The sequence below is a fragment of the Schaalia turicensis genome (assembly GCF_019380255.1).
GTDB lineage: Bacteria > Actinomycetota > Actinomycetes > Actinomycetales > Actinomycetaceae > Pauljensenia > Pauljensenia turicensis_A.
This window is the reverse complement of the sequence record NZ_CP048928.1, coordinates 1,398,709-1,413,232: the sequence shown is the minus strand read 5'-3', so window position 1 is coordinate 1,413,232 and position 14,524 is coordinate 1,398,709. Positions and strand designations below refer to the sequence as shown.

The window sequence follows — 14,524 nt, the reverse complement described above, 5'->3', positions numbered from 1 at the left end:
GCAAAGAACTACGCGGCGTTTGTTTCCGTCTCCTTTGTCCGACGAGGCCACGCGAACCACGCGGCGGCAATCACCAAGACAACAACTGTGATCATTGCCCACGTAGGAATCGTCGAACCGAACCGCATCAGAGACTGTTCCCACGAAGCCAAGGTCGTTGCTGAAATCAATCCCCCAAGTGGATTCGCGATGCCAGCGACCAGAAGCGCCGCGCCCAGCGCAACCAAAACGATGCCTGAGACGACGTTCGTCCACGTTGTATCGCGACCGAATAGTCGAAGGGGGCGGGGACGCAACCAGGTGCTTGAGGACAAATTCGTAGACTGCCACGCCAATGCGAGCACTGCCAGAGGAACAACCATGCCAGTGGCGTACAGAGCCATCAGAGCAGCGCCTGTTGCCGGCGAAGCTCCGATACCTGCGGCCACCAAAACGGCCCCTAGGATTGGCCCAGCGCAACCGATACCGGCAAAGCCATAGGTGAGCCCCAAAAGGTAGATCGACAGAGGATGAGTGCGATCACGTTCTTTGCGTACTCCCGCCGACGCCTTGCGATGGGGCGTGGGGATTTCAAGAGCGATAATCTCAACGATGCCAAGAATGATGATGATGAAGGCGCAGATGCGTGTGATCAGATCCAGGTGATCGCGCAGAGCTGATCCCGCCGCGCCGACAAGTACGCCCAAAGGCAGAAGAGAAGTCAGCAAACCCAGCCAGAAGATTCCGGTGCGCAGTAGCAGTGCAGAACGCGACTGGAATGCGTATGCGAAGAATGCTGGCAGGATCATCACCGAACAGGGGGCGAAGACCGTCAATACGCCACCGAGCAGGGCAGCCAATGGGGTCAAAGTCATGAACGGGCGGCCTCCGCCTGAAGTTCAATCGTTGTGCGCACATACTCGTAATCGCGGTAGCCCGAAATGTAGGTGTCCCCAATGAACATGAAAGGTGTGCCGGTGATGCCGATGGAGTAGGCTTCCTTCTTCGCGTTGGCGACAGCCTGAACGGTTTCGGCCGCATTCATCGTGGCGCGGAAGGTGTCGATGTCTGAAACGCCAGCTTGTTCAGCGAATGCGACGAGAGATTCCTCGGTGTATTCCGGGTGTTCGTGTTCGTTGGTTGCCTGATACAGCAGGTCGTGGAATTCCCAGAACTTGCCCTGATCGGCTGCCGCACGTCCCGCTTGAGCTGCTAAGGGGGACGTGGGGGTGATCTGTGCCAGGTCGCGCCATTCGATGCGAAGAGTTCCGTCTTCGATCAGATCGGCAAGTTGGGGTTCGATTTTTTTAGCAAACAGCGTGCAGTAGGGGCAGGAGAAGTCAGAGAAGAGTGTGAGGACAACCGGAGCGCCCAGAGCGCCTTTGGCCTGATTGTCGTTGGCGTCGCGCTTGGGTGCGGATCGAATGATTGCAAGGAGCTCTGCGTTCTTCTCACTGGGTGCTGCGACGTTCGGGTCAACGTCGGCGGCCGCCGCGGCAGCGGACGAGGCTCCTGGCGTCGCTGATGCAGATTGGGCAGATTGAGTGTGCGTCGAGTCTGACGATTGCGCTGATGCTGCCGAATCTGCTTGCTTGTTTCCACTAGTTGTCCAAATGCTGACGGCAAGGACGAATGCTGCAATGATGATGAGTGCGATCGAAATGATGAGCGATCGGGATTTACGGCGTGGCTGGGATGAAACAACTGGTGATGTCACGACTTCGCTTCCGATTGGTTGTTGGGGAATAGTGAAAACTATCGATGATTCTTTAGTGTGGCATGAGAAGTGAAGAGGCGTCGCGCTATGTGCGCGACGCCTCTGTAAGACTGGGGTAGATTACGACGCTCGACGCTGACGATGCGATGAACGTATTTCTTCGCGTCGTTCTTCTTCTGTCATTCCGCCCCAGATGCCGTAGGGCTCTTGTGATGCCAGCGCGTATTCGCGGCACTGGTCGATCACGGGGCATGTTGCGCAGATTGCCTTTGCGTTTGCTGCGCGACGGCGACGCGTTGAACCGCGTTCGCCTTCAGGGTGGAAGAAGAGCTCGGTGTCGAGGTCACGGCATGCGCCGTCGTACTGCCAATCCCAAGCGTCGATCATTGGGCCGGGGAGACGTGAAACGTCAGACATGTGTACCTCTCATTCGGTGACTGCCAGTCGAAGTACTTCTTCGCGAGCAGCCTCCATCAGTTTAGATATTGTTCGTAAGTTGTTCAAGACCCGTTCATACATTCTTAGTTATTTCTCAGAAAAGGCAATAAACCTGAGAAAAATCTGAATATATCGCTACAAAACATGCGGAATGCCATGAAGAAGATTTGTCTCACTTACTTGACACATCTTCTTCGCTCCGGTGGCGAAAGCTCGCTCTTCGGTGAACAATCGTTGTAGGGGTGAACAACGTTGAATAAAAACGTTGGTAGCTGGCGAGCGGAAAGGAAACGACATGCCTCGCGCACATCTTGCGTCTTCAGCTGATTCAGGCGTCGATGCTCCGCTGACAGTGACTGCTGTTTCCGTTCGTCTCGGAATCTCCCCCTCGACTCTTCGCACCTGGGAACGACGCTATGGTCTTGGCCCAGATGAACGCCAAGCAGGAACTCATCGTCGCTATCGTGCCAGCGATGTTGCGCGTTTGACCGCGATGGTTGACCTTGTGCATCAGGGGGTTTCTCCCGCAGATGCTGCCGCTACCGTGTTGGCGACGGCCCCTGCGCGTTCACGTCAAGAAGACCTGCCCGTTCCTCATACGGTTTCTGAACTACTGAATTGTGTATCAGCCTGCCACGGGCATCAGCTGAAGAATGTCCTTCGTTCCGCGGTGGGCGACGAGGGGCTTGTTCATACTTGGAGTCGCTTAGTCAGCCCAGCGCTCGACACCTTGCGTGCCTCCACATGCGGGCAGAAACCTGGATGTGCGCCGTCTACGATTCTTCAAAACGCTTTCCTTGATGTGCTTGCTCAGTTTGCTAGCGAGTGCGTTTCTCCTCAGACAGCCCCGGGGGCTGTTGTTGTTCTTACGGACGTTGTCCACGAGCTGGGAGCGCACGTTCTTGGTGTTGCTCTTGGCTGGTACGGCATCGATGTGCGCGTCGTTTCGACTGCGACAGTTGATGATCAGGGAGCGTGTGCTCGCGTTGCGCTTCATACCGAAGAACGCCCGGTCGTGTTGGCTATTGTCATGGGTTCTGGAGCAACCTGCGAGAAATTTATTCATGGTCTTACTACTGATCTTGACCTTGATGTCATGCTGGTTGGCGCGGATGCTCCGAAGGTCGTTGATGAGCGCGTCCTGCGCGTGCGCACAATTGCTGCCGGCGTAGAAGAAACTCTTGCGGTACTTGCGCCCGGTGTTGATCTTTCCTCGGTTGTGTCTTAACAAGTCCCATAGAACCTCTCATCGAAACTTGAGGCAGTGATACCTTTATCGGTGTTACGCACATCTTTTGACCGGGAGTGACAATGAAGACCCCCTGGAATGATTCCGCTCTTATCGGCGCTTTTGATGCTGATTTCTCTGCGCTTGTTGAGTTCGCTTCAGCTTCAGCGTGCCCTGCTGGCTTCGGTTATCTGGATGCCGATGGTGCTATTACAGAGTCCAAGGGCGTTGAGCTGTGGATTACGTGTCGAATGACGTACGTGTTTGCACTTGCTGAGATGCGTGGTGTCCAGGGAGTGTCTGGTCTTGTCGAGCACGGGCTTGATGCGCTGTCCACCTCGTTGCATGACGATGAATACGGCGGGTGGTTCTCCGCTCTGGATGCGACTGGGGAACATGCTCGCCCGGTTGAGCCGATCCGCAAGGAAGCCTATGCGCACGCGTTCGTGATTCTCGCGACTGCCGCTTCCTATTTGGCTGGGCATGAACGAGGCCGGGCGTTGCTTGATGAAGCGCTTGCCGATCAGGATGCGCACTGGTGGGAACCGTCGTATGGGCGCGTCGCGAACTCGTGGAACCGCGACTGGAGCGAGTGTGAAGAATATCGAGGTCTGAACGCGAATATGCACACGGTCGAGGCGTATCTTGCTGCCTTCGATGCGACGGGTGAACGACGTTGGTTGGATCGTGCGCGCGAAATGATGCGTTTTGTTGCCGATCTTGGTGCTCGCTTTGGTTGGCGCTTGCCTGAGCACTTCGATAAAAACTGGGTTGTTTGTCCCGAGATGTTCATTGAAAATCCCGCTGATCCTTTCCGTCCTTACGGTGCAACTCCGGGACACGGGTTTGAGTGGGCGCGTTTGATCCTGCATGGTCGAGCCTCACTCATTGCGTGCGGGGATACTCCGAGTGAATGGATGTATGACGTTGCGCATTGCCTTGTTGATCGAGCGGATGAGGATGGTTGGGACAGCGAAAAGGGTGGGATCGTTTACACGACGGACTTTGATGGAAAGACTGTTGTGGATACTCGCATGCACTGGGTTGCTTGCGAAGCTGTGAATGCAACGCTCGCTCTGGGTAAAGTCAGTGAAGAACTAGGTAATGATGACGACGTCATGGTCCAGTCGGAGCGTTTCGCTCGCTATGTGGCGTGGGCGGATCAGGTCATTCATGCTGGCCCGGGACGCTGGATCCATGAAGTCGACGCAGATGGACACGAGAGTGAAACTGTCTGGGCAGGCAAGGCTGATGCCTACCATGTCGGTCAGATGTTGCTGTTGCCTCGTATTGGCTTGTATCCGGGATTCGCGGCGGCATTAGCGCAGGTGAGGGCACACGACCACTCGGAATTGTGAGGTTCGTCCGAAGTTTTTATCCGGCTTGAGCCACAGCCTAGACTTGGCTCATGGGAGACTTTTTAGAGCATGATCCGTTCTCACTGACTGGCCTTACTTACGATGACGTTCTTCTGCTCCCAGAGCTGACTGACGTCGTTCCATCCACTGTTGACACTACGTCGCGGCTGACGAAGAAAATTACCCTGCGTGTTCCGTTGCTTTCTGCAGCAATGGATACTGTGACTGAAGCTCGTATGGCGATTGCCATGGCTCGTCAGGGTGGTATTGGCATCCTTCACCGCAATCTTTCGATTGAAGAACAAGCGCAGCATGTTCGTCAGGTGAAGCGCTCCGAATCTGGAATGGTTGAAGATCCTGTGACTGTTGGTCCCGATGCGACCATCGAACAGCTTGATGAGCTTTGCGGTCACTATCGTGTGTCTGGTCTTCCTGTTGTTGACGAAGAAAATGGTCTTGTTGGCATCATCACGAACCGTGACCTGCGTTTTGTCCCTGAATCCCAGTGGGCAACGCTGAAGGTTCGCGATTGCATGACCCCGCGCGAGGATCTTGTTGTGGGTCAGGTTGGTATTTCTCGTGAAGATGCGAAGGCTTTGCTGGCTGAGCATCGAGTGGAGAAGCTTCCGATTATTGACGAGAATAATAGGTTGACCGGCTTGATCACGGTCAAGGACTTCGTGAAGACCGAGCAGTACCCGAACGCGACGAAGGATGACCGTGGTCGTCTGGTTGTCGGCGCTGCTGTTGGTTATTGGGGTGATACGTGGGAACGTGCAACCGCGCTCGCTGAAGCAGGTGTTGACGTTCTTGTTGTTGATACGGCTAACGGTGGCGCCCAGCTTGCGCTGGATATGATTCGCCGTATTAAGGCGGATCCGTTGTTCGCTGGCGTTCAGATCATCGGTGGCAATGTCGCAACCACTGAAGGTGCTCAAGCGCTGATTGATGCCGGTGTCGATGCGGTGAAGGTTGGTGTTGGCCCGGGCTCGATTTGCACCACCCGAGTGGTTGCTGGCGTGGGCGTCCCGCAGATTACTGCAATTTACTTGGCTGCTAAAGCGTGTAAGCCCGCCGGTGTTCCGCTGATCGCTGACGGTGGTCTGCAGTACTCGGGTGATATCGGTAAGGCTCTTGTGGCCGGTGCTGATACGGTCATGCTCGGCTCGCTTCTGGCCGGCTGTGAAGAGTCCCCGGGTGAGGTTGTCTTCACGAACGGTAAGCAGTACAAGCGTTACCGTGGTATGGGATCGCTGGGCGCAATGAGTTCGCGTGGTCGCAAGTCCTACTCGAAGGACCGCTACTTCCAGGCCGATGTCACCAGTGATGACAAGATCGTTCCAGAAGGTATTGAAGGGCAGGTTCCGTTCACTGGTTCACTTGCCTCGGTGATTTACCAGCTTGTTGGTGGCCTGCATCAGACGATGTTCTATCTGGGTGCTTCGTCGATCGAGGAGATCAAGAAGAATGGTCGCTTTGTTCGAATCACATCTGCAGGTCTGCGCGAATCTCATCCGCACGATGTGCAGATGACCAGCGAGGCTCCGAACTACCATTCGTCAGGGTCTTCTCGCTGATAAACGTTTGACAGGTATTGACCCTCGTCGCAGGCGGTTTCACGCATGCGACGGGGGTCCTATTTTTGTGCCAAAATGGGCATTAATCTGAACCTGTCGGAACATGTTTTCACACTGTTGAAAAGGGGATCGCGCACATGCTCATCCTGATCGATTATGCAAACGTCGAAGCAATTGAACAGACACTGTCCTACCTTCCGATTGACGGTGTTACGACTAACCCGACCATCTTGTACCGCGAGGGCAAAGAGCCTTTGGATGTTCTGCATAAGATCCAAGATTTGCTGCCCTATGGGTCGCAGTTGCATGTTCAGATCGTGTCGGAACGAGCCGACGATATGGTTGCCGAAGCGCGTGCTCTGCGGGAAGAAATTGGTGGCAACCTATTTGTGAAGCTTCCTGTCACTCGCGACGGCTTCGCGGCAATTCCTCGCATTGTCGCAGAGGGCATGCAGGTGACGGCAACAGGCATTCACTCTTCGATGCAGGGATTCATGGCAGCAAAGGCTGGTGCCCGCTATGTTGCTCCCTACGTGAACCGCATGGATAACTACGGCATTGATGGTGTTCGCGTTGCTAGCGAAATCCACCGCACGCTGAAGTCGTATGGGATGGAAGCTGATGTTTTAGCTGCGTCCTTCAAGAACTCTGAACAGGTTCTTGAACTGGTCCGCCAGGGCGTTGGTGCTATCACTGCTGCCCCCGAGGTTCTTGCGGCACTGATTAAGAATCCCGCAACCGATGCGGCGATCGCTGAACAGAACAAGCACTTCAGCCTTCTGGTCGGTGAGAAGCGCACATGGAAAGACCTGATCGATACCAAGTGACGTCACAGTGGTGGTCAGCGCTTAGCGCTGACCACCACGCGTCCAATCAGTCCCACCTATGGGACGAAGTCGCGCCCGCACATGGAAGTTACAGCGCGCTGAAGACTGGTGACCCGATAGCAACAAGGGCGTTCTATTGGGTCATCGACCTCTTTCATTAACCGACCCGTTTAATGATGGGGATGCTAACCCCTTCAGCTATTGAGAGCCCTTTGTGGCCACTGGGAATCAATCTGCTGGGGTTTACCCTGACGTGCAAAGTAGGTTTCAAGACCCTGAGCCCATTCTTTAAAAGCGCTGGCCTGCAATGCCATCAACGCATGAGCACTGCTTAGCGTGAGCGGAGCGCCAAACGCCTGGGCAATCTTCGCCAACACGTCTAATGTCATCGAAACGTCAACTTCTGCCGTGTGAGCATTCGGATCCGGATCCACACCGTAGTGCGGTGCCATGGTGGTCAGGGTTCGCTTTCCCTTCCGGTACTTATCGAAGTGACGATCAAGGACGATCGGATCAAGAATGAGTCCAACAGGGCCACCAAGGCGTTCTTCCAAAGTCTGCAGACCATGGCGAGTGAGCTCGGCATTCATCAACGTAATATCGAACGCCGCATTGAAGACAACAACAGGGAATCCGCGTTGCCAGTGCGCAACCAAAGAATCAGCAACCTCATTTAAAACCTCGGAAATATTCCGTCCCTGGGTTTGAGCTTTTTCGTTGGAAATCCCGTGAATAGCGCTGGCGCTTTCAGGGATCTCTACCCCGGGATTAGCTAGCCATGTGACAACTTCGTCAGGGCCAGACGGGTTGATACCCCCGCGTCGCAAAACAAGCGCAGCAGTGACAAGGCGATCCGAAAGAGGATTTGTGCCGGTTGTCTCTGTGTCGAAACCAAGCCAAGGCTGATCAATCCAAGAAGTGTTTTCATTCATGGAACTAGTGTCGCCTAAACCATGGAGAAACAAAATGGCAATCATCAGGTCGGCGAAGCCGGCCTCGTCGATTACCTCATCGCACCCACGCTGCAATCATCAACAAAAGCGCATGTCAGCGCCCCAAAGTGGTTAGTATCAAGTCGTGAGCAACGAAGTTGAAATTGGTCGTGGAAAGCGTGCGCGACGCGCTTACAGTCTGGACGATATTGCCCTGGTTCCCTCAAGGCGCACTCGCGATCCCGAAGATGTGAACGTCGGCTGGCAAATCGACGCCTACCACGTCGATATTCCGATCATGGCTGCCCCCATGGACTCGGTCATGAGCCCCGAAACAGCAATCGCATTCGGAAAACTCGGCGGGTTGGGTGTTCTAGATCTGGACGGTCTATGGACGCGCTACGAAGATCCGGAGCCGCTTCTCGAAGAAATCTCCCATCTTGGAGAAGACGAGTCTATTGCGCGACTCCAACAGATCTATTCGGAACCAATTAAGCCGTCGCTTATCACTGCTCGCCTCGCTCAACTTCGGCAAGCCGGCGTAGTTGTTGCAGGTAAGTTGTCGCCTCAGCGTACCCAAAAGTACTGGCGAGCAGTCGTCGATGCGGGCGTGGACCTTTTCGTCATCCGAGGCTCAACAGTCTCTGCAGAACATGTTTCCAGCCGATCTGAGCCCCTCAACCTCAAGCGGTTCATCTATGAACTCGACGTCCCCGTCATTGTTGGTGGAGTCTGCACGAATACGGCAGCGTTGCATCTGATGCGCACGGGTGCCGCCGGTGTTCTTGTCGGATTTGGCGGGGGAGCGGCACACTCGACCCGTCAATCGCTCGGCGTGCACGCCCCGATGGCAACAGCAATCGCCGATGTGGCCGCTGCGCGTCGCGATTACATGGATGAATCCGGAGGACGCTACGTTCACGTCATTGCTGACGGTGGCATCGGGCGTTCTGGTGATTTATCGCGCGCCATCGCCTGTGGTGCGGATGCGGTCATGCTGGGTGCCGCTCTGGCTCGCGCGGAAGAAGCGCCCGGGCGCGGTTGGCATTGGGGTTCCGAGGCCACGCACCCAGACATGCCTCGCGGTCAGCGTGTTCACGTAGGCACATCCGGAAGCCTGCAGCAGATTCTCTACGGTCCTTCGACGCGTGCAGACGGTTCCCTGAACTTTGTTGGTGCCCTGAAGAGAACCATGGCATCGACCGGCTATTCGGAAGTCAAAGACTTGCAGAAGGTGGATGTGGTGGTCTCGCCCTATCAGCCAAGCGGTCACTGATTTATCTGTTTTGTCCGTTTGCGCTCACTTGTAGCGCCTGGTTCTGCCAAGCGTCAGATGCGCTACGCTCCGGGGCAGTTTCGCGTGTAAACGTGAGGCTGGCCCGGCCTCGTGAATCATTGGAAAGCCGGTTTTTGATAGGCTCAATGAATCACGCGCCAACATGTCCACCGCGGCTCTCCCCACGATGGTCAAGCGCTCACAATCCTAACCAGCTGAGGAATCAATGCGCACTCACCTTCAGCGTGCAACCGCGATCATGGTGGCGAGCGGCGGAATCATATTGGCGCTTGCCGGGTGCCAGCTGATCATCCTGTCGGGTTCGAACATCGATCAGCAGGCAGAAGCCCTCGCAGATGAGTTCGACCAGACCAAGTTCGTGCTGGTCGATGCGCAGGACTACCGCAACGTGACCGAGCCGGAGCCCACGCAATACGCAGTGAATCTACGCACCATCGTTTTTAACACCCTGTACCCCAGCTATATTGCCGGATATCTTGCAGCGGGAACGACAAGCACAGGAACCGTCGGCGTCAACGCTGATGAGACCTTCAACGAACGCTGGCAGAGAATGGGGATCCTCGCCGTCGAAATGGAATCCGCGGGTCTGTACGCCACCGCCGCGCACGCCGAAGTCGAAGCGCTCGGCATGTTCACCGTCTTGGCTTCGCTCGTCCCGGGCGAAGCCACAACCGAAAAGGAACGCGAGACAGCGTTCACCCCGATGATGGAACTCGCGCTACCCTGGCGCAGATCTGAGGAAGGCACCACCATGAAGAAGACTGAAGTCGCCCAGATGATCGACCACACCCTCCTCAAGCCCGAGGCGACCGCCGCCGATGTCGCGGCCCTCGTCGCCCAGGGCGCCGAGCTTGGCACCTACTCGGTGTGCGTCTCGCCCTCCATGCTGCCCCTCGAGACCCCCGAGGGCCTCATGGTCGCCTGCGTCGCGGGCTTCCCCTCGGGCGCTGTCAAGCCTGAGATCAAGGCCGCCGAGGCCACGCGCGCCGTTGAGGACGGCGCCGACGAAGTCGACATGGTCATCAACATCGCCCTCGTGAAAGAAGGCCGTGAGGCTGAGCTCGAAGCTGAGATCCGCGCCGTGCGCGACGCCGTCCCCGCTCCACGCGTCCTCAAGGTCATCATTGAGTCCGCTGCTCTGACCGATGAGGAGATCGTCATGGCCTGCCGCGCCTCCGAGAACGCGGGGGCCGACTTCGTGAAGACCTCCACCGGCTTCCACCCCGCCGGTGGCGCCTCGGTGCACGCCGTTAAGCTCATGCGCGAAACGGTCGGCGACCGCCTTGGCGTCAAGGCTTCGGGCGGGATCCGCGATGCCACGACCGCGCTCGCCATGATTGAGGCCGGAGCCTCGCGTCTCGGCGTATCTGCGACGGTCGCGATCCTCGAGGGGATCGAAGAGTGAGACGATGAACGATCAGCTTCTCGCGACGGCCCGCGAATGGGCCACCCATGATCCGGACGGCCAGACCTCCTCAGCGCTCCTCGCTTCCGTCGAGGCCGCTTCGGCGGGTGACGAGGGCGCCCTGGCCGAACTGCGGGCCGCGATGAACGGGCCCCTTGAGTTCGGCACCGCGGGTCTGCGCGGCGAGATTGGCCCGGGTGAATCTCGGATGAACCTCGCCGTCGTCATCCGTGCGACCGCGGGCCTCGCCGCCTACCTCAAGACGCAAACCGAGCGCGAACCTCGCGTCGTCATCGGTTGCGACGCCCGGCACGGCTCCGTCGATTTCGCCCGTGCGGCCGCGCGCGTTGTGTCGGCGGCGGGCTGCCGGGCTCTGGCCCTCCCCGTCTCGCACCCCACCCCGCTCACCTCCTTCGCGGTGCGCGCCCTCGACGCCGACGCGGGCATCATGATCACCGCTTCGCACAACCCCGCCAAGGACAATGGCTACAAGGTCTACCTCGGCGGAAGCATCGTCACCGACGCCGGTCAGGGCGCCCTGATCGTGCCTCCGCACGACGCTGGCATCGCCACCGCCATCGCGGCAGCCGCCCCGGCCGACGAGGTCCCCCAGGACGAGGAGCGCATTGAGCAGGTCGATCCGCGCGACGACTACGTTGCAGTCGCCGCGGCCTTGGCCGCCGGCGACCACCGGGGAGACCTCAAGATCACCCTGACCGCGATGCACGGCGTCGGCGGAGCGCTCACCGAGCGCGTCCTCAAGGAGGCGGGTTTTACCCGGGTGTCGCTCGTCGCCGAGCAGGCGGCGCCCGACCCCGATTTCCCGACCGTCTCCTTCCCGAACCCGGAGGAGCCCGGCGCCCTCGATCTGGCGATGGCGCATGCGCGCGAGCACGGCTCGGACCTCATTATCGCAGTCGACCCCGACGCCGATCGTTGCGCCCTCGCCATTCCGGACGAGGCCTCGGCGAGCGGATGGCGTCAGCTCACCGGCGACGAGACCGGTTCGATCCTCGGCGAGTTCCTGGCCGGGCGGGCCCCGAAGGGCGGGGTCTTCGCCAACTCGATCGTGTCGAGCCGCCAGCTCGAGCGGATCGCCCTGGCGCACGGCCTCGACTACCGCCACACCCTCACGGGATTCAAGTGGATCGCCCGCACCCCGGGCATCGTCTTCGGCTACGAGGAGGCCATCGGCTTCTGCCCCGATCCCGAGCACGTGTGCGACAAGGACGGCATCTCGACCTCGGTCGTCGCCGCCTCCCTGTTCGCCGAGCTTAAGGCGCAGGGCCACACCGGCCAGGACGAGCTCGAGCGAATGGCTCGCGCCTACGGCTGCTACGTGACGATGCCGCTCACCTTCCGCGTCGAGAATCTCGGTCTCATCGCCGAGGGCATGGATCGTCTGCGCGGGAACCCGCCGTCGCAGCTCGCGGGCTCGTCGGTCGTCTCCGTCGTCGACATGTCTCAGGGGTGGGACGGCCTGCCGGGTACGAACGCGATCATGGTCACCACTGAGGCGAACGACCGCGTCATCGCTCGGCCGTCCGGCACCGAGCCGAAGCTCAAGTGCTACCTTGAGGTCATTCTCGATGCTCCAGGTGGCGGAGAAGTGCCGTGGGACGAGGCTCGGGCGAGACTCGAAACCATCAAGGCCGAGTTCGCGCTCGCGATCGGAATTTAGTCCCGACCGCGCTTGTTCACCGACTTACTTGCTGAGGACTTCGCTTGTTCACCGCCGACGGTGATGTCATTCCCCTCTGAGGTTGATTGAGTGGTCAACAAGCGCGCACTTGAACCGGAAGGAACGTGAACAAGCGCGCATTTGCCGCAGCCCATTTTCATGCTCGTCGGTTTTCGCTCCGCCCGTGAACAAGCGCGAGGTAGGGCGTGGCGACAGCCTCGTTCATCTCAATCACGAAGCCGACACGCCACTGCCGGCGGACACCACGCAACCGCGATGCCCGCCGGCAGAAACACAATCAGCACATGCCGGGGCGCTTGCCGATCGTCAGTGTGACCTCCTGCGTGCCCGCGAAAAAGTCGTTGCCTTTGTCGTCGACGACGATGAAGGCTGGGAAGTCTTCGATTTCGATCTTCCACACGGCTTCCATGCCGAGCTCCGGGTATTCAAGAAGTTCGACCTTCTTGATGCAGTTTGCGGCCAGTTCAGCAGCCGGACCACCGATTGAGCCGAGGTAGAAACCGCCGTGCTTGTGGCAGGCGTCGGTGACCTGCTTGGAGCGGTTGCCCTTCGCGACCATGATCATGGATCCGCCGAGCGCCTGGAACTGATCCACGTAGGAGTCCATGCGGCCCGCGGTCGTCGGGCCGAAGGAGCCGGACGGCATACCTTCCGGAGTCTTCGCTGGGCCCGCGTAGTAGACGGGGTGCTTGAGCATGTATTCCGGCATCGGCTCGCCGTTTTCGATGCGCTCGCGGATCTTCGCGTGGGCGATATCGCGGGCAACGATCATCGTGCCGTTCAAGGACAGGCGCGTCTTCACCGGGTACTTCGACAGTTCGGCAAGGATTTCGCTCATCGGGCGGTCGAGGTCGATCGACACGGCGCCGGTGTCTTCGCCCAGCTCAGACGGGTCGGTTGCCGGCAGGAAACGGCCGGGGTTGAAGTCGAGCTGCTCCAAGAAGACACCCTCGGGCGTGATCTTTGCCTTTGCCTGGCGGTCAGCTGAGCAGGATACCGCGATGGCGACCGGTAGGGATGCGCCGTGGCGAGGGAGGCGAATGACGCGGACGTCGTGGCAGAAGTACTTGCCGCCGAACTGGGCGCCGATGCCCATCTGCTGGGTCAGCTTGAAGACCTCGTCTTCCATCTCGACATCGCGGAAACCGTGCGCCAGTTCCGAACCGGTGGTCGGTAGCGTATCGAGGTAGTGAGCGGACGCGTACTTCGCGGTCTTGAGCGCGTATTCAGCGGAGGTGCCACCGATGACGATCGCCAAGTGGTACGGCGGGCATGCTGCGGTGCCGAGGGAACGAATCTTTTCTTCCAGGAACTGCATCATGTGTTCCGGATCAAGGATTGCCTTCGTCATCTGGTACAGGTACGACTTGTTTGCGCTACCGCCACCCTTAGCCATGAACAGGAAGTGGTAGTCGAGCTCGTGACCGACCTGCGTGTCCGCGTAGAGTTCGATCTGCGCCGGCAGGTTGCAGCCCGTGTTCTTCTCTTCGTACATGGTGATCGGAGCGTTCTGTGAGTAACGCAGGTTGAGCTCGGTGTAGGCGTCGTAGACACCGTGCGCCAGGGGCTTGCCGTCCACACCTTCGGTGATGACGCGCTGGCCACGTTCGCCCTTGATGATGGCCGTGCCCGTGTCCTGACACATCGGCAGAACGCCTGCGGAGGCAACGTTTGCGTTCTTCAGTAGGTCGAGTGCGACGAAGCGGTCGTTTGCGGATGCTTCCGGGTCTTCGAGGATCTTCGCCAGCTGTTCGAGGTGCGCGGTGCGCAGGTAGTACGAGATGTCGTGGTACGCGGTTTTCGCCAGTAGTTCGAGTGCGCTGGGGGCAACCTTGAGGAACTGTGTTCCGTCAGGGCCTTCAACGGTTTCGACGCCTTCGGTGGTGAGCAGACGGTACTCGGTTGTGTCTTCACCCAGCGGCAGCATGTCTTCGTAGAAGAACTCGGTCATTAGGACTCCTTGGAAGGGAATGTGTCAGTCAGTAGATCTGGCAGTTTCCGTGTGCTGGATTGCGCCCAGAAAACGCCGTGTTCGTCCCCACGCTATTGCGCGCTTGTTCACCA

Annotated in this window: 12 protein-coding genes and 1 pseudogene; 8 read left to right on the top strand and 5 right to left on the bottom strand. The window is 58.4% G+C overall.

What is annotated here, in order from left to right; translation table 11 throughout:
• Positions 1-8: 8 nt before the first annotated feature.
• The 3 genes from G5S47_RS06215 to G5S47_RS06205 all read right to left on the bottom strand — a co-directional run bounded on the left by G5S47_RS06215 (position 9) and on the right by G5S47_RS06205 (position 2,113).
• The gene (locus G5S47_RS06215; protein WP_006681450.1) at positions 9-854 is read right to left on the bottom strand and encodes a cytochrome c biogenesis CcdA family protein; all 846 of its coding nucleotides are present in this window, start codon (positions 852-854) and stop codon (positions 9-11) included.
• On the bottom strand, positions 851-1,696 hold the full coding sequence (locus G5S47_RS06210) for a DsbA family protein (RefSeq protein ID WP_219585405.1): 846 nt from the start codon (positions 1,694-1,696) through the stop codon (positions 851-853). Before G5S47_RS06210 ends, G5S47_RS06215 begins: the two co-directional genes overlap by 4 nt.
• Before the next feature lie 120 nt (positions 1,697-1,816).
• Positions 1,817-2,113, bottom strand: coding sequence for a WhiB family transcriptional regulator (locus G5S47_RS06205; protein WP_006681448.1), 297 nt, complete (start codon positions 2,111-2,113; stop codon positions 1,817-1,819).
• Positions 2,114-2,429: 316 nt separating this feature from the next.
• Here G5S47_RS06205 and G5S47_RS06200 point away from each other — a divergent pair, with 316 nt between their 5' ends.
• The 4 genes from G5S47_RS06200 to G5S47_RS06185 all read left to right on the top strand — a co-directional run bounded on the left by G5S47_RS06200 (position 2,430) and on the right by G5S47_RS06185 (position 7,124).
• Entirely contained in the window at positions 2,430-3,362 is a 933-nt protein-coding gene (locus G5S47_RS06200) for a MerR family transcriptional regulator (RefSeq protein ID WP_103631661.1), read from the top strand.
• 83 nt (positions 3,363-3,445) lie between these two features.
• The gene (locus tag G5S47_RS06195; protein WP_103631659.1) at positions 3,446-4,720 is read left to right on the top strand and encodes an AGE family epimerase/isomerase; all 1,275 of its coding nucleotides are present in this window, start codon (positions 3,446-3,448) and stop codon (positions 4,718-4,720) included.
• Between the two features lie 50 nt (positions 4,721-4,770).
• Positions 4,771-6,297 (top strand): IMP dehydrogenase, encoded by a 1,527-nt coding sequence (gene guaB, locus G5S47_RS06190; RefSeq protein WP_006681445.1) that lies wholly within the window; start codon positions 4,771-4,773, stop codon positions 6,295-6,297.
• A gap of 137 nt (positions 6,298-6,434) precedes the next feature.
• Positions 6,435-7,124, top strand: a complete 690-nt coding sequence (locus tag G5S47_RS06185; RefSeq protein WP_040318656.1) for a transaldolase family protein — start codon at positions 6,435-6,437, stop codon at positions 7,122-7,124.
• A 194-nt stretch (positions 7,125-7,318) separates the two neighbouring features.
• Here G5S47_RS06185 and G5S47_RS06180 read toward each other — a convergent pair whose 3' ends face one another.
• Positions 7,319-8,056 carry an exonuclease domain-containing protein gene (locus tag G5S47_RS06180; RefSeq protein ID WP_257878426.1) on the bottom strand — a complete coding sequence of 246 codons (738 nt, stop codon included), beginning with the start codon at positions 8,054-8,056 and terminating at the stop codon, positions 7,319-7,321.
• Positions 8,057-8,201: 145 nt separating this feature from the next.
• Here G5S47_RS06180 and G5S47_RS06175 point away from each other — a divergent pair, with 145 nt between their 5' ends.
• The 4 genes and pseudogenes from G5S47_RS06175 (at position 8,202) to G5S47_RS06165 (ending at position 12,439) form a co-directional block, all read left to right on the top strand.
• The gene (locus tag G5S47_RS06175) at positions 8,202-9,332 is read left to right on the top strand and encodes a GuaB3 family IMP dehydrogenase-related protein (protein ID WP_103631657.1); all 1,131 of its coding nucleotides are present in this window, start codon (positions 8,202-8,204) and stop codon (positions 9,330-9,332) included.
• Between the two features lie 226 nt (positions 9,333-9,558).
• Positions 9,559-10,077 (top strand): annotated as a pseudogene (locus tag G5S47_RS08545) (BMP family ABC transporter substrate-binding protein); the annotation flags it as partial.
• 27 nt (positions 10,078-10,104) lie between these two features.
• Positions 10,105-10,758, top strand: a complete 654-nt coding sequence (gene deoC, locus G5S47_RS08540; RefSeq protein WP_006681440.1) for a deoxyribose-phosphate aldolase — start codon at positions 10,105-10,107, stop codon at positions 10,756-10,758.
• Positions 10,759-10,762: 4 nt separating this feature from the next.
• Complete coding sequence (locus G5S47_RS06165) at positions 10,763-12,439, top strand: phospho-sugar mutase (RefSeq protein WP_219585403.1); 1,677 nt, start codon at positions 10,763-10,765, stop codon at positions 12,437-12,439.
• 298 nt (positions 12,440-12,737) lie between these two features.
• On the opposite strand, the gene G5S47_RS06160 is transcribed toward G5S47_RS06165, so the two are convergent.
• Entirely contained in the window at positions 12,738-14,411 is a 1,674-nt protein-coding gene (locus G5S47_RS06160; protein ID WP_006681437.1) for a fumarate hydratase, read from the bottom strand.
• Positions 14,412-14,524: the final 113 nt, after the last annotated feature.